Annotated in this window: 19 protein-coding genes; 9 read left to right on the top strand and 10 right to left on the bottom strand. The window is 39.4% G+C overall.

Annotated features, from left to right (window positions below; genetic code table 11):
- Positions 1-51: 51 nt before the first annotated feature.
- A complete protein-coding gene (locus tag K1X82_10295) occupies positions 52-411 on the top strand; it encodes a TfoX/Sxy family protein (GenBank protein MBX7182493.1) in 360 nt (119 codons plus the stop codon).
- A gap of 376 nt (positions 412-787) precedes the next feature.
- Here K1X82_10295 and aroC read toward each other — a convergent pair whose 3' ends face one another.
- From aroC to rpe, 7 genes are all read right to left on the bottom strand, one after another.
- Entirely contained in the window at positions 788-1,882 is a 1,095-nt protein-coding gene (gene aroC / locus K1X82_10290) for a chorismate synthase (protein MBX7182492.1), read from the bottom strand.
- Positions 1,883-1,896: 14 nt separating this feature from the next.
- Complete coding sequence (locus K1X82_10285) at positions 1,897-2,871, bottom strand: deoxyhypusine synthase family protein (GenBank protein MBX7182491.1); 975 nt, start codon at positions 2,869-2,871, stop codon at positions 1,897-1,899.
- Positions 2,872-2,898: 27 nt separating this feature from the next.
- Entirely contained in the window at positions 2,899-3,621 is a 723-nt protein-coding gene (locus tag K1X82_10280; GenBank protein MBX7182490.1) for a hypothetical protein, read from the bottom strand.
- A gap of 8 nt (positions 3,622-3,629) precedes the next feature.
- A complete protein-coding gene (locus K1X82_10275; GenBank protein MBX7182489.1) occupies positions 3,630-4,265 on the bottom strand; it encodes a hypothetical protein in 636 nt (211 codons plus the stop codon).
- A gap of 144 nt (positions 4,266-4,409) precedes the next feature.
- Positions 4,410-5,081 carry a hypothetical protein gene (locus K1X82_10270; GenBank protein ID MBX7182488.1) on the bottom strand — a complete coding sequence of 224 codons (672 nt, stop codon included), beginning with the start codon at positions 5,079-5,081 and terminating at the stop codon, positions 4,410-4,412.
- Positions 5,081-6,493, bottom strand: coding sequence for a M48 family metallopeptidase (locus K1X82_10265; GenBank protein ID MBX7182487.1), 1,413 nt, complete (start codon positions 6,491-6,493; stop codon positions 5,081-5,083). The genes K1X82_10270 and K1X82_10265 overlap by 1 nt, the downstream gene beginning before the upstream one ends.
- Before the next feature lie 47 nt (positions 6,494-6,540).
- Entirely contained in the window at positions 6,541-7,188 is a 648-nt protein-coding gene (gene rpe / locus K1X82_10260; protein MBX7182486.1) for a ribulose-phosphate 3-epimerase, read from the bottom strand.
- Positions 7,189-7,281: 93 nt separating this feature from the next.
- Between rpe and K1X82_10255 the strand changes: the two genes are divergently transcribed.
- Positions 7,282-8,826: an acyl-CoA dehydrogenase family protein gene (locus tag K1X82_10255; protein ID MBX7182485.1), complete on the top strand. Its 1,545-nt coding sequence runs from the start codon at positions 7,282-7,284 to the stop codon at positions 8,824-8,826.
- Between the two features lie 67 nt (positions 8,827-8,893).
- Here the strand turns inward: K1X82_10255 and K1X82_10250 are convergent, their stop codons facing one another.
- Positions 8,894-9,325: a peptidylprolyl isomerase gene (locus tag K1X82_10250; protein MBX7182484.1), complete on the bottom strand. Its 432-nt coding sequence runs from the start codon at positions 9,323-9,325 to the stop codon at positions 8,894-8,896.
- 113 nt (positions 9,326-9,438) lie between these two features.
- On the opposite strand from K1X82_10250, the gene K1X82_10245 reads away from it, so the two are divergent.
- The 6 genes from K1X82_10245 (at position 9,439) to K1X82_10220 (ending at position 18,757) form a co-directional block, all read left to right on the top strand.
- On the top strand, positions 9,439-10,791 hold the full coding sequence (locus tag K1X82_10245) for a hypothetical protein (protein ID MBX7182483.1): 1,353 nt from the start codon (positions 9,439-9,441) through the stop codon (positions 10,789-10,791).
- Between the two features lie 198 nt (positions 10,792-10,989).
- A complete protein-coding gene (locus tag K1X82_10240; GenBank protein ID MBX7182482.1) occupies positions 10,990-12,000 on the top strand; it encodes a hypothetical protein in 1,011 nt (336 codons plus the stop codon).
- Between the two features lie 63 nt (positions 12,001-12,063).
- A complete protein-coding gene (locus K1X82_10235; protein ID MBX7182481.1) occupies positions 12,064-14,247 on the top strand; it encodes a hypothetical protein in 2,184 nt (727 codons plus the stop codon).
- 98 nt (positions 14,248-14,345) lie between these two features.
- Complete coding sequence (locus K1X82_10230; GenBank protein MBX7182480.1) at positions 14,346-16,628, top strand: hypothetical protein; 2,283 nt, start codon at positions 14,346-14,348, stop codon at positions 16,626-16,628.
- A gap of 775 nt (positions 16,629-17,403) precedes the next feature.
- A complete protein-coding gene (locus K1X82_10225; protein ID MBX7182479.1) occupies positions 17,404-18,537 on the top strand; it encodes a DEAD/DEAH box helicase in 1,134 nt (377 codons plus the stop codon).
- A gap of 28 nt (positions 18,538-18,565) precedes the next feature.
- Positions 18,566-18,757 (top strand): cold shock domain-containing protein, encoded by a 192-nt coding sequence (locus K1X82_10220; GenBank protein ID MBX7182478.1) that lies wholly within the window; start codon positions 18,566-18,568, stop codon positions 18,755-18,757.
- 125 nt (positions 18,758-18,882) lie between these two features.
- Here the strand turns inward: K1X82_10220 and K1X82_10215 are convergent, their stop codons facing one another.
- Positions 18,883-19,131: a hypothetical protein gene (locus K1X82_10215; GenBank protein MBX7182477.1), complete on the bottom strand. Its 249-nt coding sequence runs from the start codon at positions 19,129-19,131 to the stop codon at positions 18,883-18,885.
- Between the two features lie 26 nt (positions 19,132-19,157).
- Between K1X82_10215 and K1X82_10210 the strand changes: the two genes are divergently transcribed.
- The gene (locus K1X82_10210) at positions 19,158-20,279 is read left to right on the top strand and encodes a T9SS type A sorting domain-containing protein (protein ID MBX7182476.1); all 1,122 of its coding nucleotides are present in this window, start codon (positions 19,158-19,160) and stop codon (positions 20,277-20,279) included.
- Positions 20,280-20,364: 85 nt separating this feature from the next.
- Here the strand turns inward: K1X82_10210 and K1X82_10205 are convergent, their stop codons facing one another.
- Positions 20,365-20,760, bottom strand: a complete 396-nt coding sequence (locus K1X82_10205; protein ID MBX7182475.1) for a hypothetical protein — start codon at positions 20,758-20,760, stop codon at positions 20,365-20,367.
- Between the last annotated feature and the right edge of the window lie 121 nt (positions 20,761-20,881).

The following is a 20,881-nucleotide window of genomic DNA, read 5'->3' as shown; positions in this document are numbered from 1 at the left end:
TGAGTACTTAGGATGTACCATTATTGATTTTTGGTTACTTTTACACGTACAATGGCTTATAACGAAGATACCGTGCAACGAATCAGGGAGTTCTTTCAAAAGAAAAAGGCTGATTTTTATGAGAAAAGGATGTTTAGCGGGGTATGCTTTATGGTGGATGATAAGATGTGTTGTGGAACTCATATTGACAAAGAAACAGGCCAGGATTTCCTGCTTTGCAGGGTAGGGGAAGAGGCTTATGAACAAGCCCTGGAAAAGGATCATGTGATTCCGATGGATTTTACCAGAAAAGCGATGAAGGGTTATGTTTTTGTTACAGAAAATGGTCATAACCATGCCGGGGATTTATACTATTGGTTGGAATTGTGTTTGGCTTTTAACCCACAGGCTAAAGCCAGTAAGAAACGATAAAATCCGATTTTTGCGAATACTTTTGGAAGCAGTTAGCCTAAAAAATACGGATTGGATCCTCACTTAGTCTAATACAGATTGCTGCCGATTGGGCTTGCACCCTCGGGCAACGATAGAGGCAAGTAGCCCACAGGACACCTACGGCGTTAGCCTAGGGGGACGAGGACTACAGCCGATAGCGTGACCCGAAGCCTGTGCAGGTGGATGGCGTTTTGCAGATAGGTAGTTGGGCGAAGGGGGCCCGCATAATTAAAAAATAGCAACGAAGTGGTAAGCTGAGGTTTTAAATAGGCTAAATGACCGCTAGATTTGGCTACTTAAATCGCTAGGGATAAGGAATTTGTTTGGGTTAGCCCTTTTGGGTTTTGAACCCGATTTACAAATGCAAGGAGTCGATTCGGGAACTTTTGTGACGCAATAAATGATCGGCAAGAACTATGGCAGCCATGCTTTCTACAATGGGCACTGCGCGGGGAACTACACAAGGATCGTGGCGACCTTGAACCTGTAAATCAATAGGTTGTAAGCCTGAATCAATCGTGGTTTGGGGCTTTAAAATAGTGGCTGTAGGCTTAAATGCTACTCTAAAATAAATATCCATACCATTGGAAATGCCGCCCTGAATTCCACCGGAGAAATTGGTTTGAGTTTTTACCTGATTTTCGAAGGCGACAAAACGGTCGTTGTGTTCCGACCCTTTCCATTGTGTTCCTGCAAATCCGCTCCCATACTCAAAACCCTTTACTGCATTGATGCTTAGCATGGCTTTGGCAAGGTCGGCCTGGAGCTTGTCAAATACCGGTTCGCCTAATCCAACCGGACAATGTTGGATAATACAGGTAATAATTCCACCTACGGAATCACCCTCTTTCCTGGTTTCAGCAATACGTTTTTCCATCTTTTCGGCTAAACCGGGAATGGGGCAACGGACAGGGGAAGCATCAATCTGAGATTTGGAAAATACCACCGGGGATTCATCCATGGATAGGGTAGAAATGGATGATACATAGGCCGTAATCGCAATTCCTATTCGGGAAAGTAGGAGTTCGGCAATGGTTCCGGCAATAACCCTGGCAGCAGTTTCACGAGCTGAAGATCTTCCGCCACCCCGGTAATCACGAATTCCATACTTGCTTTGGTAGGTAAAATCGGCATGAGATGGTCGAAAGGCGTTTTCGAGGTTTTGATAATCCTTGCTACGCGCATCTTCATTGGGAAGAAGAACGGTAATTGGAGTTCCCAAAGTTTTGCCCTCAAAAACACCTGAAATAAATTGAGCGGAATCCGATTCTTTACGCTGAGAACTTAAAGCGGATTGTCCCGGTTTACGGCGGTCGAGTTGAGATTGAATATAATCCATATCCAACTCAAGTCCGGCGGGACAACCGTCGATGGTTACACCAATATATGCGCCATGGCTTTCCCCAAAGGTGGTAACTTTAAATAGGGTTCCGAAAGAATTCCCGGCCATTGTTTGCAAGGATTTTACCAGCCCAGAACCCAGGCAAAGATGAGCGGAGCCACAATGGTAGCGTCGCTTTCCACAATAAATTTAGGGGTATGGATATCCAGCTTTCCCCAGGTGATTTTTTCATTAGGAACTGCGCCGGAGTAGGATCCATAAGAGGTGGTAGAATCGGAAATCTGGCAGAAATAACTCCAAAAAGGAACATCGTGCCATTCCAAATCCTGATACATCATTGGCACTACACAGATTGGGAAGTCGCCGGCAATACCTCCACCGATTTGGAAAAATCCAACGCCTTTTCCTTCGGAGTTTTGGCGATACCAATCGGCCAACCAAACCATGTATTCAATACCCGATTTCATGGTTGAAGCTTTTAACTCACCTTTAATCACATAGGAAGCAAAGATGTTTCCCATGGTGCTGTCTTCCCAACCGGGAACAACAATTGGTAAGTTTCTTTCAGCAGCAGCCAGCATCCAGGAATTTTTAGGATCTATTTCGTAATATTGTTCCAACTCGCCGGAAAGGAGGATCTTATACATGTATTCGTGGGGAAAAAAGCGTTCGCCATTGGCATCGGCGTTTTTCCATACTCCATGAATATGTTTTTGCAAACGACGGAAAGCTTCTTCTTCCGGAATGCAGGTATCTGTAACACGGTTGTAATGGTTTTCGAGCAAATCCCATTCTTCCTGCGGACTTAGGTCGCGGTAATTAGGAACCCTTTTGTAATGGCTATGGGCAACCAGGTTCATAATATCTTCTTCCAGGTTGGCACCGGTGCAGGAAATAATGTCGATTTTACCTTGACGGATCATTTCGGCAAGAGATTTACCAAGTTCGGCAGTACTCATGGCACCCGCCAAAGTAACCATCATTTTACCGCCTTCGGTAAGGTGGGTTTCGTAGCCTTTTGCGGCATCTACCAAGGCTGCGGCATTAAAGTGTAAATAATGGTTTTGAATAAATTGAGAGATAGGACCTTTGTTCATTGCTTTAGAAAATGGGGTGCAAAGGTACTATAAATCACTTCCGATGTATTCGCCACATTCGCTTTGAGAGTCGATTGTAATATTTAGGTAGCGTGTACCAACCAATTGTGATTGGGAATTCAGCACGAAATTGATGTATCCTGAACCAATTATATAAAATCCTGTAATCGTTTGTTGGGGTATGTTAAAATACATTTCAAAATCGGTTCCATTGGAGTAATTGTAATTGGTGGTTGCGCCTGTTATGACAATTCCTGCTTTAATCGCCGGATTTTGTACATTTTGGATATAATATTCATAAGGGTCGCCCGGGCTGGCTTTGATTATCCTAACTTGTTTGTAAAATGGACAACTGGTACTGGTACTGCCATCGTAATAGGTTGGTTCAAGAATAAAACCGGGGATTCTCTTTTTTTTCTTTTCAGCATTCAGGATGAAATAGGTGCTTGATTTATCATCTTGCCGAATTCCATAAACGTTCAGGTTAATGGTATCAGAGAGGGTGGAATTGTTTTTTATGTAAGACTGAACATTGATGGAACCGCCATAGAAAGTATCGTTTTTTATGATCCATTCCAATTCACCTATATTTTGAGAACAGGCCGAACTCATTTTGATAGGGAAATTAGGGAAGCCCACCAGGTCGGAGTCGGAAAATTCGATACAGGCAACCGGTTTTTCGATTGGAGTACAGGAATTCAATCCAAGCATTAGGACGATTGCAGCAAGGAAAGCAATGTTTTTATTCATGGCTTAAATTAAAAAAGTAGAAAACCAAGTTTGATTCTGAAATCCATTCCAAAGGAGTCGTTTTTACGTGTTATATCGCTGGATGACAACACATAATTGTTGCTGTAGTCATTGACTAGTGGAAGTTTTTTAATGGCGGTGAAGGAAAAGAGGTTAGATCCCCAGTATGGCGCAACCAAACTGGTATTGAATTGACTTCCGGTTCCTATTTCTTTCATAAGTGCTCCTGAAAAACCTAGAGACAAATCAAGAGAAACAAAATGGTTCAGAAAGAATTGCCTTCCCAATCCAAATCCATAGGTCATAACAGGAACTTTATATTCTACGAAATGATAAGGGCCATCCGTGTCATTCACGCCAATTCCGGATACATTGGCTTTACCGTATCCGTTTTGCCAATAAAGGTAAAATCCTCGAGGGGCAGGAAGCATTCGATTGGGGTAGAATTTTAGGATATAGTAGAAGGTACTAGCCTTCACATAGGCTTTTTCATCGAAAGAAGAAGGAACTGAAACCGTATTTCCTAAACCCACAAGATCGCTGTTGAATTTCATATCTTTTTTAATCCGTTGTCCAACCTTATCGGATTCAAAGAATTGGTAACCGAAGCTAATGGATAAATTACGGAAAATAGAAAATTCCAATTCGGCATTTCAAACAGGAGTATATTTCCCATCGAAAATAGTGGTTTTAACCATGAATCGTTTTCCGATAAATCCACCATATTGAGCATTTGAACTACTGAAAAACAAGGCGAAAGAAAGGAAAAATAGTGCTTTTTTCATTTGTTAATTGGTATGGTTCATTAAATAAATACTGTCATAAATCAAATGACTGATAGCAACTGTTCCTACAGAGCCATACGTGGCTGAAAGGCTTTGGTAAATTAGTTCTCCTTTATTGACATCCAAAACATAATTAACAACCACTGTTTTCGATTCATTGGAAAAGGAGCCAACAAAGCCGAAATAAGGGGTTCCATAAATGCTGCTGAGTTTGCTCCATTGCGGACTCACCTTAATTGGTACAACAAATACCTGTCGGGATATACGTTGATCATGTTTTCTGGAGGCAGAATTAAGAGGGTTATCCTGCATTTGAACGTGTAATAAAATTTCATTTTTTAGAGGAACAAGGTATTTCAGGTAATCTTCTTTCAAACCCTGAAAATTTTTAGGAAGCAGAACCAAATCGATTTTAGAACTTTTATCCTTGGCCATTTTTTGCATAATGGTTTCAATTCCTTTTTGGTGTTTTTCGGTTTTGAAGTTGTTAATTTCCTCGTAATTTCTGGAATTAAAAACAAAAGCCTGTGGAGCGATGTAAATGATTTTTTGGATATTTTCCTTTTGAGCTGCATAGCCTTCCATGCGGTTAATGCTTACGTAACCTCCGCAGGAACTTAAGAATACAAGAAAGCAATAAGAAGCAAGGGTGCTGAAGATTTTTAGTGTTTTCATTATTTCAGTTTTTCAGCAATTAAGGTTTTGTAGCTTGATTGAGGAAAGGCGACCAGGAATTGTCGGTAGAATACATTAGCGGCCTCTTTTCCTAGATAGGCTTCGGTTGCTAAAGCCAGTTGAAGTGCGAACTCCTCCCGGTTTTTCAATTTTTCTTCCTGGGCTTTTGTATAACCATACATTAATTTTTTAAATTGAGTTAAATCAGGTTTTGCAACCAGCAAGCTAATCATGGCATAATTTCGAGTTGGAATGAGAGAAGACTTTTCCATCACATTTTCCAATAAATCCTGGTCTTTTAATTGACTCATCCAGTATAAACTTTTCATAATACAAAGTTTAACAAAGCTGTTTTCGGGATAGATTCTAAGTAATCGAAGACCTTCATACAAGGTTTTTACATAGTTACCATTGGCAAGGGAATTGGCAAGAATTTCGAAACGGGCTAATTCCTTAATTTTTTGGAAAGTAGATTCAGGATTGTTCCCTTTGCCTTGATAGTTGGTGCTTTTTAATATTTCACGGAGGGCCAGACTTCTTTTTTCAATTTCCGGATGAGTCAGGTAAATATCTTCCACCAGACCAAGAATCATGGCGTTGTCGCTATCGGTGCGCTCTGATTTAAGCCATTTGGTGATTTTTTTTGGGGAAATGGAAGCAGTGTCAATGGTATAATAGTCGGTATTGAAAAGTTTTACCAGATCGAAAGGAGCTTCATTAGAATCCAGATGTTCTAACATTTCCAGGGCTTTGGGCATTTCGGCGGCATTGTATTTACTGGCAATGAGCAAGGAAAGACCAACTGCATCGGCTTCAAATTCATTATCGCGACTAAAGGACAGGTTACGAAACATATTACCATCCGGGTTATACACATTTTCTTCTTCTTGTTTAATCTTTTCCAGTTTTTGCATATTTGAAACCACATGTTGTTTCTTAATATGAGCAATTTCATGGCATAGAATAGCAGCCAATTGGCTTTCATTTTCCATGGTTGCAATAAGTCCGATATTCAGAAAAATGCTACCTTCAGGAAGGGAAATAGCGTTGACTGAAGAATACCTTGTAACATACACTTTAATTTTACCTTCCAATGCAGGTTCGGTAATTAAGAGATCGTTTAAGATTTTCTGTACAAATTGGGAAATTTCGTCATGGAAATAAACCGCACCACCGGTTAGCATTTTCAGCCTATCCTGATTGATATCTTTTTCCAGCCGCCAGGTTTTTTGGGAATCCATGGCGTATTTTCGGGCAGCTTCTTTAAATATTCCCCAATTTGGTGAACTTAATTCTTGGCTTGAAATATCGCCTTTAATTAAAATAGGTTCATAATTATCATTAAAATTTTGAGAAAATAGGGAGGCTGAAATGCAAATAAATGCAACAATAGAAGTGAATTGCTTTAACATTAATGAAAATGAAAGCGGCTAAAATAAACAAATAAAATTGAGCATTACTATGATTTCAGAATTTCAATTGTTTGGGAGGGATTGGTTGAACCAAATACAGTGTTACCGGCTACTAAAACCTGTGCTCCGGAACGGATTAATTCCCGGTAATTAGTTAAATCTACTCCACCATCAATTTCAATCCATGCCTGACTGCCGGTTTCCATTTTCATTTGATGCAGTTTTTTAACTTTGGAATAAGTGTTTTCTATGAATTTTTGTCCGCCAAATCCCGGATTTACGCTCATAACACAAATTAAATCAATGTCTTTAATTACATCTTCCAGCAAAGAAACCTGGGTATGAGGATTAAGTGCCACACCTGCTTTCATGCCGAGTGCTTTTATTTCTTGTATTGACCGATGAAGATGTGTACATGCTTCCAGATGTACTGTAAGAATATCGGCACCTGCCTCTTTAAATTCTTTGAAATACCGTTGAGGTTCAACAATCATCAGATGCACGTCCAAGGGTTTCCGGGCATGTTTTTTAATGGCTTTGATAACCGGGAAGCCAAAAGAAATGTTGGGGACAAAAACCCCATCCATTATATCAACATGAAACCAATCTGCGCTGCTTTGGTTAATCATTTCGCAATCGCGTTGCAGATTGGCAAAGTCGGCAGAAAGAATGGAAGGTGCTATCAAATGGCTCATGCTGCAAAAATAACCGAATAGACCCAAAAAAATGAAAGAATCAGTAAACTTATTTAAAATCCTCTAATTTCGCCTGATATATTAGAAACAATCATGAGTTCATATTACTTTACAGAAGACCACGAAACCTTTCGCCAAGGCCTTAGGCAATTTCTTGATAAAGAGGTAAAACCATTTATTGATGAATGGGAAGAAAAAGGACAAATTCCCAAAGAGGTTTGGAAAAAGTTTGGAGATATGGGGTATTTAGGTCTAAACTACTCAGAAGAATGGGGTGGAACCAATGCCGATTTTTTCTATTCAGTAGTATTTATGGAAGAGATTTCAAAAGTGTTTAGCGGGGGATTTACAATAACTGCTGCTGTTCAGCAATATATGGCTTCACCATACATTTACAAACATGGAAGTGAATACTTGAAGGAACATTACCTTAAACCTGCCATTACCGGTGAAAAAATTTGTTGTATTGGAATAACTGAACCCGGGGCAGGCTCGGATGCTGCCAACATACAAACAAAGGCCATTCAAGAAGGTGATTACTATGTTGTAAATGGTGCAAAAACCTTTATAACCAATGCTTATTATGGTGATTTTCTTATTGCAGTTGTAAAAACAAATCCGGAGGCCGGAACAGGTGGTGTTAGTTTATTGGTCATTGACTTGGACACGCCCGGAATCTCCAAACGTAAGTTAAAGAAATTGGGCTGGCATTCATCGGATACTGCCGAACTAAATTTTGATGATGTAAAAGTTCCGGTAAAAAATAGAATAGGGGAGGAGGGACAAGGATTTTATTACCTGATGGGTGGATTGCAGTTGGAACGTTTAACAGGTTCTATCATGGGTTATTCGTCAAGCGAAAATGTTTTGGAGTACAGTTTGAAATACATGTCAGAAAGGAAGGCTTTTGGACGAACAATTGATAAGTTTCAGGTTTTGCGTCACCGAGTTGCTCAATTAGCAACTGAAATTGAGGCCTGCAAGCAGTTTGTATATTATGTATGCCGTTTACATGGGGATGGAAAATTTGCCGTGAAGGAATGTTCCATGGCAAAGTTGCTATCCACCGAATTGGCAGATAAAGTAATGTATCAATGTGTTCAGTTTTTTGGAGGATATGGTTACATGGAAGAATACAAAGTGGCTCGAGCATTCAGGGATTCTAGAATTGGAACAATTGGAGGAGGAAGCAGTGAAATTATGCGGGAGATTATTGCCAAAATGGTTATCGATGATGTTAACTATTCTAAACCCAGCCAACAGAAAGAGTCCGGATCAACGAGTGCATCACCTGCTCAGGAAGCATCTCCAAAGCCAACTACAGCCAAAGGGATTATTCTTGGATTATCGTCGCGTTTAAAAGCCGAGAAAGCAGCCAATTACAGTGGAATATTTCATTTTGACATCAGTGGTCCGAATGGAGGGAAATTTACCGTTAAGCTAGACAAAGGCAGTTGTCAGGTTTCTGAGGGTTTGGATGGTAATGCCAATTGTTTAACAGAGGTTGAAGACGCTGTTTACGAAGCCGTAGAATCTGGTAAAATGAATCCGCAAGAAGCGTTAATGACCGGAAAATTAAAGGTCAGCAATATTATGGAAATGATGCAATTTGGTGGTTTGTTCCGCCGATTGAATTAATTCAAATAGCTTTAAAATGAAAAAGGCCGGAATTTCCGGCCTTTTTTGTTGATATAAATGGTTTTTATTAATCGGTGATTTCAATGTTTTCGATGATATCCCCTACTTGAATTTTGTCCACAACATCTATCCCATCCACTACTTTTCCGAAAACGGTATGTTTACGATCAAGGTGTTTGGTGTTTTCGCGGTTGTGGCAAATAAAAAATTGAGAGCCTCCGGTATCTTTGCCGGCATGCGCCATGGATAATATTCCGCGGTCATGGTATTGGTTATCGCCGGTAAGTTCGCATGGAATGGTATATCCCGGGCCTCCATTGCCAATTCCATTAGGACAACCTGCCTGAACGACGAAGTTAGGAATAACCCTGTGAAATTTAATACCTTTATAGAAGCCGATTTTGGAGAGTTTTACAAAGTTGGCAACGGTTTTTGGGGCATCCTTTTCAAAGAATTCCACTTTCATTTCCCCTTTGTTTGTTATAATTTTTGCAGTCATGCTGCAAAGAAAAGCAAAAACTAAATTACCCTTTTTAAGGAAATTTTATAAAAATTCACAAACAGATGAAATTAGTTCTATTTTAGCGGGTCAAAATTGTAGGGTTAAACCGCATGAAATTAAAACCTGTACTACTTACTTTAGGAGCCGTTTTTTGTTTAGCAGCATCTGCCTTGTCTCAGGGCGATAGCGCTACCTCCAAACCTAAACGTGTTCGTCCCCCTTACGAACCAAATAAATGGCCTTCTATTAGCCTGGGAGTTGGTCAATTCGCTTTTAACGGCGATATTGGTACTTCGTTGAAGGTTATGGACTTTTCTAACTTCCGAATGACCTATCGTTTGGATATTGAACAACGCTTTTACAGTGCTTTTGGTGTTCAATTAAGTGGTATGTATGGTAAAATGGCTAGAAATGAGCGGACTAATACCCGTAATTTGAATTTCGAAAATACCGTCATGCAAGGGGAGTTGAATGTGATACTTTATTTGGATAACAATTTGTTTATCAATCGGTCTTCCAAATTCTCTCCTTATTTATATGGTGGGGTTGGTTACATGATGTTTACTCAAAAAACAGATTCATTGGATAAAAATGGTGAAGCATACAACTATTGGTCTGATGGAACCATTCGTACTCGTCCTCAAACTCAGGATGTAATTCAAGGGGGAGGGAATTCATACATAACTCAGTTGGACCGCAAGTATGAAACTTCGGTTAAAGTTGCAACCCCTAATGCCTTGGTTTTTCCAATGGGTTTAGGTTTGCGTTATAAGTTTAGTAATTTGTTTTATGGAAACTTCCAGGCCGCTTATTATATGACTATGTCGGATTTAATTGATAACGTGAAAGCCGGCGGAAATGATAGTTATGTATATGTTGGTACTTCCTTTACTTATAATATAGGTATGAAAGGGGTTAAAAAAGAACCTACCGAATTTGATGATGTGGATTTTGCATCTTATGACAAGGAAGATGATGATGGGGATGGTGTTAAAAACAACACCGATGAATGTGGTGCAACTCCTGAAGGTGTAAAGGTTGACGAAAGAGGTTGTCCATTGGATGCTGATAAAGATGGTGTTCCGGATTATATGGATGATGAAAAAGCCTCCAAAGAAGGTGCAGTGGTAGATGCTAAAGGTGTTACCATTCCGGAAGAAGGTCCGGGTATGAGCAAAGATTCTGTTGCTTCTGACCACACTCGTTTAAAAGAGATTTTCCCAAGCATGAAAGATGAAATGGTTGGTACTTATTTTAGTTCAGAAAAACCTCAAAAAGTTAGTGCCTCCGGTGCTGCAAACAGCGGAAATACGCTAAATGACTTCAAATTTGTTGATACCAATGGTGATGGTTATATTTCTTCGGATGAAATTTCCAGCGCTATTGATGCTTTCTTTGAAGGAGAAAGTCAGTTGAAATCCTCCGATATTAATCGCTTGATAGATTTCTTCTTCGAACAATAAATCTTAAGAATATTTTGCCTCAATTCCCAATTCTATAACCCTCAGTTGACTTTAGCTAATCGACTAACAACAGTTGTAACTTTATTTGAAAATATCGTATAAATAATTTGAAATAAAGTCTTGGAATACGAATTAAAAAAATCACCAAGCACAGAATCAAATAAATCATAACTTTCGCCGCCCAAAATCACTTAAAGAATGAAGCAAACCTTAAAAGCTACTTTTTTTCTTACTGCTTTTGCCACTTGTATTTCAGCATTTGCTCAAGACGTTAAAGTAACCTCTAACATTCCTGCCACTGTTGAAGCAGGTAAAGAATTTACCGTTGAATTAACTGTTACTAAAGGCGATGTTTCCGGATTTGCCAAATTGCAGCAGGAATTGCCTGCCGGTATGACAGCCAGTCCCGATAATCCCAATGGTTCAACCTTTTCCTTTAAAGAGCAAAAAGTTAAATTTCTTTGGATGGCTTTGCCAGGAGATAAAACCTTCAAGGTGTCCTATAAAGTTAAGGTGGATGCTTCTGTATCCGGAGATCAAATTTTGGAGGGTTCTTTTTCTTATATCCAAAACAATGAAACCCAAAATGCAGCTCTGCCAAAAGATATCATCAAAGTTACTGCTTCCGGTGCTGTTGCTACAACAACCATTAAGTCTGCCGATCCGGTTACTCCTAATGTAAGTGTAGAAACTTCCAGTCAAGGTGGAAATGTAGAAGTAAGCGCTAGCACTAGTCAGAATTCTAGCTCGGAAGGCTCAGGTTCTAAAGAAGCAGAAGTTGCCGCTCAACGTAAAGCCGATGAAGCTAAAGCTAAACAAGAGAAAGAAGCTGAAGATAGAAGAAAAGCCGAAGCTGCTGCTCAAGTTGCCGCAAGTCAACCTAAAGCTGAACCTAAAGCCACCACCTCTGCCCCAAAAGCATCTGCTCGTGTTAATGGTTTAGTTTACCGTGTTCAGGTTGCTGCTACCAAACGCAAAGTTGATGGAGCTGAATTTAAAACTCAATTTAATTTAACAGACAATGTTGCCTGGGAAGAGCATGAAGGTTGGAACAAATATGTAATCGGTGAGTTCCAAAACTACAAAGCCGCTAAAGCATATTCAAACAGTGTTCGTGACAACAATGGCGTTCCTGGTCCATTTGTTACTGCCTACCAAGATGGGGTAAGAATCTCTGTTCAAGAAGCATTAGATAAACAAGGTCGTTAATCGATCAAATCACTATAACCTTAAGACACAGCTTTGCGTAAGAGCTGTGTCTTTTTATTTATAGTGAATTCAAAATTTACCCCTTTTTCAGTTTTTGTTTTTCTGTTTTCCTGTTGGATGGGATATTTTAATCCCGTTGAATCCTATGGACAAAAGAAATTAAGCCTTCCAAGAATCGGAATTGGAATTGGTGGTTTTACCGGTTTTACCGATATTAAATCCCAAGATTATAAACCCGGTTTACAATATAAATTAGCATATCATATTTATTTGGAAGAGCCGGTGGCAAAACCACTAAGTTTAGGTATCCATTTTATTACCGGTAAAGTGTATGGCAGCCAAACTATTCAAGGCTATGACCTTAATTTTCAATCCACCATTTTTTCTCAATCCCTGAGACTGAATTATAACTTTTTTCCTCTAATTAAGACCAAGTCCAAAAACATGCTTTACCCTTTTGTGGGAGTTGGCGTGGGCTTTGTTACCTGGAGAAGCAAAGGTGATTATAAAGACCAGTCGGGAAAGTATTATGCCGATTACGATTCTACACAACCCTATTCAAAAGATCATCTTTTTGAAACTGATTTAAGACAAGCCAACCTGGACCGGTTTGGGAAATATCCCCAAATTTCTTTGGAGTTACCTATTTTCCTTGGTCTGGATATTCGAATTAAAAAAGGACTTAACGCTCGTATAAATGCTGAATACCACCTAACCTTCAGCGACATGATTGATAATGTTAGTAGCAAAGGAATTGGTGCCAGGCAAGGCAAAAAAGGCTACGATAATTTATTGGCTATTTCCGCGGGTATAAATTACAATTTGGCCTATGCAGAAGATGAGGATGCAAAACCGCAAGATTTAGATTTTGACGGTATAGTAGATTCTAAGGATAAATGCGACAATACCCCTGCAGGTGTAAGGGTAGATAAAAAAGGTTGTCCGGTCGATGATAATAACAATGGAACACCGGATTACCTTGAAGAAGGTAGCATGGCCAATCAGGATTTTAAAAACAACATAGATCCAAATAAACCTGTAGTTGAGAATTCAGTAAACTCCGAAAATAAATCGGATAAGGAAAATTTGAATCCGAAACAGGAGAATCCCCCTGCCGAAAATACTGCCCAATCTAATAGCACCGAAGGTTCCACTAGCAAGGAGCAACTAGCCTCAAATCAGACCAAAGCTAATACTAAGTCTAAAATCGTGGGAGCACAGGAAGAGTCAGACGCTCCTGTTGGGGCAGGTTCCAATGCTCAAACCGGTTCATCGGAGGTGGGTAACAACCGGGGAACCCTTGCCGCCACCATGGAGGAAGATGGTAAACCCAATGTTGTTATTTCTAACTCTTCAGTAAAGAGCCAAGAAACGGAGGCCAAGGCAACGGAAAACAATACTACTTCAACAAACAACCCAGCCCCTGAATCAGGAAAAGATAAGTCTAAATCAAAGAAATTAAACAAGAATACTGATTCAAATGTCGTAGTCAATACTGCCGCAAATGGGAATCAGCTTAATTCAAAATCCGGAACAACTCAAAGCCCTTCCGGGGTAGAAACTGCTTCTGCTTCTTCTGCTGAGGATGAAGCGGAAAACAATCCAAATGCCCTGAATGAAAAAGCTCAATCCAATACCAACAGCGGAGGAGGTGATGAAGTGGAATCACTAAATGAGCAATCTGGCAAGTCAGAAGCCGGATTAAGTGGAAGTGAATTAGCTAAAAGTAGCTCCGGTTCAGTGAAATCAGAAGGAAATGGTGCAACGGTTTCCCCAGCGGCTTCCGGACAAAATACCCAAACCCCAAACTCCGGATCTGCTCAAAAGTCTAATTCTGAATCTATATCAGGTGGCAGTGAAGGCACAGTTGCCGATGTGAAAACTACGAACAATTCCACTACCTCAAATTCCGATGTAAAGGTGGTGAGTATGGATGCAGACGAAGATTTTAAACCCGGTTCATCTACAACCACCAAATCCGGAATTAACCTGAAAGATGCCCAAACCGCAAAGGCCGAATTTGCCAAAGCAAACGAAGGGAAAGCCAATTCAGACAATGAACTTCCTTCTGCAGTAGATTTGTCTTCACGCTTAGGTCGTTTCGCTTTCGCAGATATCAATAAGAATGGCAAAATTTCCATAGCAGAGGTGAATCATTTTATCGACCAGTTTTTTGATAATGGGGAGGAAATGAATATCAAAGTTTCGGATATCAGAGATTTGATCGATTTCTATTTTGAACAATAAAAAAGAAAATTGTGGAAAAACTGTGGAAAAGTTGTAAGTGTCTGAAAAATATATACTTTGGCAGGATATTGCATAAATTGTTTTCGTACCAATTTTTCATGAAGAAAAACATACCATTTACCTTAGGAATCGCTTTTCTTTGTTGGACTTCAGGACTTTTAGCCCAAGTTCCAAATGAACCATACAATGGAAGAGAAGCATCTAAAATGCCAAGAATCGGACTCGGATATGGCATTTTTACCTATTTTGGAGATGTAAGGGACAATACTTTCGACCACCCTTTTACCAGTAGCAGTGGTGGTGAATTGACCATTGAGCGTAATATTAACAAGTATTTAAACCTTTATATTAGAGCAGTTGCCGGACAAATTACGGTTAATGAAAGGTCTGATACCCGCAATCTGAATTTTAGATCGAATATTTACTTGGGTAGTGTTAATGTGATGTACAATTTCAATAATTTGTACAAACGCCCCAAAGTTTTACAACCCTATATTAGTTTGGGTGTTGGCGTTTTTAGCTTTGATAGTAAAACCGATCTGAAGGCAGCTTCCGGAAATCCTTACTATTATTGGAGCGACGGAAGTATACGCGATATGAGCGAAACCGGTCCTGGTGCCGAAGGTGCTAAATTTATTTCCAGAGATTATAAATATGAAACCGACCTAAGACAATTAAATACAGAAGGTAGGGGGAAATATTCCAGACTTGCCTTCAATGTCCCCATCGAATTTGGAGCTTTGTTTAGAGTAAGTCCTAGGGTAAGCTTTAAATTAGGTGCTACCTATTATTACAATTTTACTAACCTCATCGACAATGTTACTGAACAAGGTACAGGCGTAATGCAAGGTAAAAAAGGGAGTGATAATTTCTTGTATACTTCTTTTGGCGTAAGTTTTAATATTGATAATCCGAACAAGAAAGATAAAGAGCCAACAGGTGATGTTATTCCGGATAGCTTATTTGCAGATTTGGATACCAAAGACTCAGATGGTGACGGTGTGCCTGATTTCCAAGATGAATGCGCCGCAACGCCTAAAGGTGTCTTGATTACAAAAACCGGTTGTCCATTGGATGATGATAATGATGGTATTGAAAACTTCCGCGACGAAGAAGAAAAATCAACCGTTCCAAATCCGCCTGTAACAGTGGATGGTAAAAACTTTACCGATGATATTATTGCCGCCTCTCAACCCAAAGATTCAGTTGCCTTGGCCCATGCGCTAATAGAAAAAGCCTTCGCAAATCAAATGCGCTTGTACGGATATCCGGTTAAAAACTTCAAACAGTCGTTGATTGATAGCCTAACCCGTGGAATGGCTGCCGAAGACATTGCAGATCCTAAAATCGATAGTTTGTTTAAAGCCATCGATCAGGCCTATAACCAACGTCAAAAAGAAGACAAGGCTCAAACAGTTTATTTGGATGCCAACGGAAAAGAAGTTAAATCTGTTGAAGTTCCAAGCGTAAGCACCAAAGAGAAAGAACGTGTTGCTGCTGAAATGAAGGAGGCCGAAAGCAAACAAATGGCAAAATCGGAACAAGTGGCAGAGCCAAAAGAAACCGAAGTTCCAATTTCTACCGAGCCAGAGCCTGAATCTTTGACTGCCCAAGAACAAAAAGCAATTGAGAAAATTGTTAGCAAGAACGATCCTGCCAAAGAAAACAAGCAAACTCAAACTACTGAAGCCGCTAAATCTACTTCTGCCAATACTAAATCAGAGGAGGTTGTAGCTAAATCGGAACCAAAAGCAACCGAAACAACAGCCAATACTGCGCAACCAAAAGAAACCGTTAAGGCTGCTAATGCAGGCAAAACCACCAGCGGTGAAACTGTTGCAGAAAGCAAATCAGCTCCGGTAGAAACCAAATCTACTCCAACTGAAACCAAATCTACTCCAGCAGAAACTAAATCGGAAGCAACAACTACCCAACCTACTACTGTTGCAACCGGTAAGGATTTGGTGCCACCTCAATACAAAAACTTCGATTTTAATGGTGATGGCGTACTGACCGGCGATGAAATTTTGAAATCAATCGACTTGTATACCGATGGAATGTTGAAAATGAGTTCTGACGATTTATTTGATATGATCGATTACTACAACTCGAAAATGAAAAATGCCAAAATCATTGATTATGGCGGTTCTAAAGGGGTGTATATCGATGGAGTATTGAAATTTATTAAGAAGGATCAATTAGAGGAAACACTTACTCAAAAACGTAAAATCCCTGATTCTATGCGCCGTGTTGACATGAATAATGATGGTGAAATTACCGCCAAAGAGGTGGATGAAATCATCAAAAAACACAAAGCAGGCAGCAAAGTTTACACCGCTGAGTTTGTAAACGAGCTAATCGACTGGTTCTTCGAAGATTAATTTAAACTCTTTTCAAAAAGGTAGCAGCAAGAGGTAATTCTTCAACTGCTACCTTTTTTTTTGTCCATTTTTGTAATTAGGCGGGCCCCCTCCGCCATTGAATTGGATTGCAAGTTCAAGGCTTTTCAGGTTGGCGTTCGGGTCACGCTTTCGGTTGTAGTCCTCGTCGCACTTGGCTAGCGCCGCATGCTCCTGTGGGCTACTTACCTCAATCGTTGCCCGGGGTGCAAACCCAATTTTCTGCAATTTGAACATCGCTTCCCGGAGTCACAAAGGGCTGTTGAATGGTTACTTTGGGGTACTCGTTCAGAACAATACAAGTATAATTTTCCAATTTATTCATTGCTATTTGACCAAAAATACAATTTCTGAAAAAAAAATTAGCAAATTTTCGGAAATGCAATTTAGCAAGTTTAAGCAGTATACTTGGGGAGCACGACTCGGGTAGGGATAGAAGTGGAAAGCCCACAACCCGAACACTTTCGGGTGAGGACTTGGAACGGATAGCCCGGACCTGAGCCGGATTTATTTTCGGGAAATGTGTCCAATGTATTGCGAAGGTACCCGCATAATACTGAATAAAATTAGGTTGTTTATCTAACTATTTGTAAATAAATTAGATTGTATCAAATATTCCAGTATCTTTGCCCCACCTATTTAAGAACAACTGTTAATATTGTCTTGTTGTTATACGATTTCAAGTTTAATTTCAATTTTTTTATTAGGTTAACCAAAGGGGTTTTATGTTGAAATCACCTTTTATATTAACCAATTCATGACCTTTTCAGATTTAATGCTACAGGAGTCGATACTTTCGGCTTTAAGCAAACTTGGTTTTACAGAACCAACCCCCATTCAAAAACAATCCATACCCTATTTATTGCAAGGCCGAGATTTATTCGGATGTGCTCAAACCGGAACCGGAAAAACCGCAGCATTTGCCTTACCAATTATTCAAACATTATCGAACAAAAAACGCGAAGGAAAGCCAAGAATTAATGCATTAATTTTAGCTCCAACACGTGAATTAGCGAATCAAATTTCAGAAGGATTTACTCAATTTGGCGCAAATACCAATTTAAAACACCTGGTTATTTTTGGAGGTGTGTCACAACAAAATCAAGTAAATAAACTCCGTCAAGGTGTTGATATTCTTATTGCTACACCGGGTCGTTTATTGGATTTGATGAATCAAGGATTTGTGAACCTGCAACAAGTGGAACATTTTGTGTTAGACGAAGCTGACCGCATGTTGGATATGGGTTTTATTAACGATATCAAGAAAATTTTACCAAAATTACCTGCTCAAAAGCAAACTTTGTTTTTTTCAGCTACTGCGCCTGCCGATATAATGGAATTGGCCAATAAAATTCTTCGTAATCCGGTGAAAGTGGCTGTTAATCCTGTTTCTTCTGCAGCAGAACCCATTGAACAATTTGTGTATTTTGTTCAAAAGGAAGATAAAAGAGCCCTGTTAAAGCATGTGTTGGTAGAAAAAGATATTCAACGAGTATTGGTTTTTACACGTACTAAACATGGAGCCGATAAGTTGGTAAAAGACTTAAACAAAAGTGGAATTAAGGCAGAAGCAATTCACGGTAATAAATCGCAAAATGCTCGTGAAAAGGCTCTAAAACAGTTTAAAGATCGTCATTTGCGTGTTTTAGTGGCTACTGATATTGCCTCCAGAGGAATTGATGTAGACAAGTTGTCACATGTTATTAATTATGAATTACCGGAGGTTTCGGAGACCTATATCCATCGGATTGGACGAACCGGTAGGGCAGGAGAAAAAGGAATGGCATTGTCGTTCTGCTCTAAAGAAGAATCCGCCTATTTGCGTTCCATTTCTAAACAGGTGGAACATAAAATAGAAGAAGTAAGGAATCATCCTTACCATCAAAAATAGTTTATCAATACAATCAATACAATAAACAATGAAAAAAGGAACAGTTAAGTTTTTTAACACAGAAAAAGGTTTTGGATTTATCACCGTAGAAGGTGGTGCAGATTTGTTTTTCCACAAATCAGGTCTTCAAGACGATGTTAGAGAAAACGATGTGGTGGAATTCACCGTACAAGAAGGAAAAAAAGGTTTGAATGCCGTAAATGTACGTTTAGTAGATTAATATTTACTTTCATTTTCCAAAGGGCTGTATGTTTCAACATGCGGCCCTTTTTTTTGTCTTAGCCCAATTCCTGGGTATGGATCGTTGCTCCAAACCGACCAAGGGTTAGTACTCGTCCATAAAGGTCATGCCTGTCCATTTCCGTTAATTGTTTCTATTCTGTTGGATTGTTTGATAATTAGTAGGAGTTGTAGGTAAGGTTTGATATCCATTCCTTTTGCTGAAATTTTACCGGAAAGCCTAGCGCAATTGCTGTAATGTTCAAAATCGTGGGATGGATAAAAGACAAATGCAACTTGGTAATCGGTATTACTAAAAATTCGTCTAATTTTACGCCTGGAATGGCCATTGTTGGTACATTCCCTACCAAGCAATTAATAATTTTTCAAAGCAGAAACACATGGTAAAACGCAGTATACTTCTCTTCGCATTGATTCTTACGAGTAATCTTATTTCCGCCCAAACTTCCTTGGTTGATAGTTTTATGTTTGGTGGTTTGATGCGGAATTACCGGGTTTATGTACCGGCCATTTATTCCAATACCTCGGCTGTTCCCTTGGTTCTTAACTTGCATGGATACACTTCCAATGCCTTTCAGCAAGAGTTTTATACCAATTTTAAAACCATTGCCGATACGGCTAATTTTATTTTAGTGCATCCCAATGGAACCTTTGATTTGAATGGGGATCAATACTGGAATAATTTTGATGTTTCAAATGTGGATGATGTTGGCTTTTTATCGGCTTTAATAGATAGCTTGTCTAACCAATTTGCCATTGATCCTAATCGTATTTACAGCACCGGAATGAGCAATGGAGGGTTTATGAGTTATGACCTGGCATGTTTTCTAAACAACCGGATAGCTGCGATTGCCTCGGTAACCGGAGCTATGATTTTTTCACATATTGCATCGTGCAATCCATCGCATCCTACCCCGGTAATGCAGATTCATGGCACTGCTGATCCAACGGTTTCTTATACAGGTTCGGCCTCTTTTGCTCCTATTGAGGATTTGGTAGACTACTGGGTTAATTTCAACAATTGCGATACACCGGCTATTTTCACTGCATTGCCTGATATCTCCACTGCCGATGGCTGCACAGCAGAACATTATGTTTACAGCGGTGGAAATAACAATGCCAGCGTGGAGTTTTATAAAATCAATGGAGGAGGACATACTTGGCCTGGTTCACCGATAACCATTGGAGTAACAAACCAGGATTTTAGCGCAACGAAAGAAATTTGGCGATTTTTTAGACAATATCGCTTAAATGATTTAGTAGGAATAAACCAAGAGCCAACCGAAACAATAGAAAGGATTTTCCCCAATCCGGCAAATCAGCAAGTCATGATACCGTCAACTAACCAAGGATTTAAGATTTTTGACCTGTATGGAAGATGTTGGTATTCAGTCAATGGTAAATCTGAACAGCATTTGTTGGATATTTCTAGCCTGGTTGAAGGTGTGTATTGGGTAAGTATTGGTGAATATAACCAACGATTGGTGGTGGTGAAGGATTAGGGTAGGGGAGTATATTTTAGGATGTAAAGCGGATAGGAAGCCTTAAGAAATATAGGCACTTGATTTTTTTGCCATTCTAAAAAGACTAGTTAATTTTCTCCACTTTCCCAACGGCTATTTTTCTGTATTTGTTTAATTCCGGAAACATAACTTCCTGCCATTTCCCATCTTCAAATTCGAAATAAAAAGACCATTGTTCCTTTTCGGATTTTATATTGTTAATTTGAATTAATAGATAATCACCATTTTGAAAGTCTAAGTCTCGGTCAAAAGCATCCGGTTTGTTTAAATTACGTTTTAAAAGCGTTTTTGTGCGTTCTATGGTAGTCCAATTCCAAATTTCAGAAGCCATTAATTCCCCAACAAGTTGTTGGGCATTTTCCCGATTTTTTGCCCTATAGAGTATCCAATAATGTTCCAAGTTCTTTAGATTATCTACAGAACAGGAGCAAAATTTTAGTTGTTTACCGATGGTACACATGGTTGAAGGTTAGTTTTTTTGATTTAAGTGGAACAAGAGGGTTATGTTGAGTACTGTAAGGATTATTCGTTGGGATTTATAGATTTTTCGGGAATGGGTAAACAAAATTACTTCTTTTCCA

The organism is Bacteroidia bacterium (assembly GCA_019695265.1).
Classification (GTDB): Bacteria; Bacteroidota; Bacteroidia; order JAIBAJ01; family JAIBAJ01; genus JAIBAJ01.
Note: the sequence above shows the minus strand (reverse complement) of the source record. Positions and strands in the feature narration are given on the sequence as shown.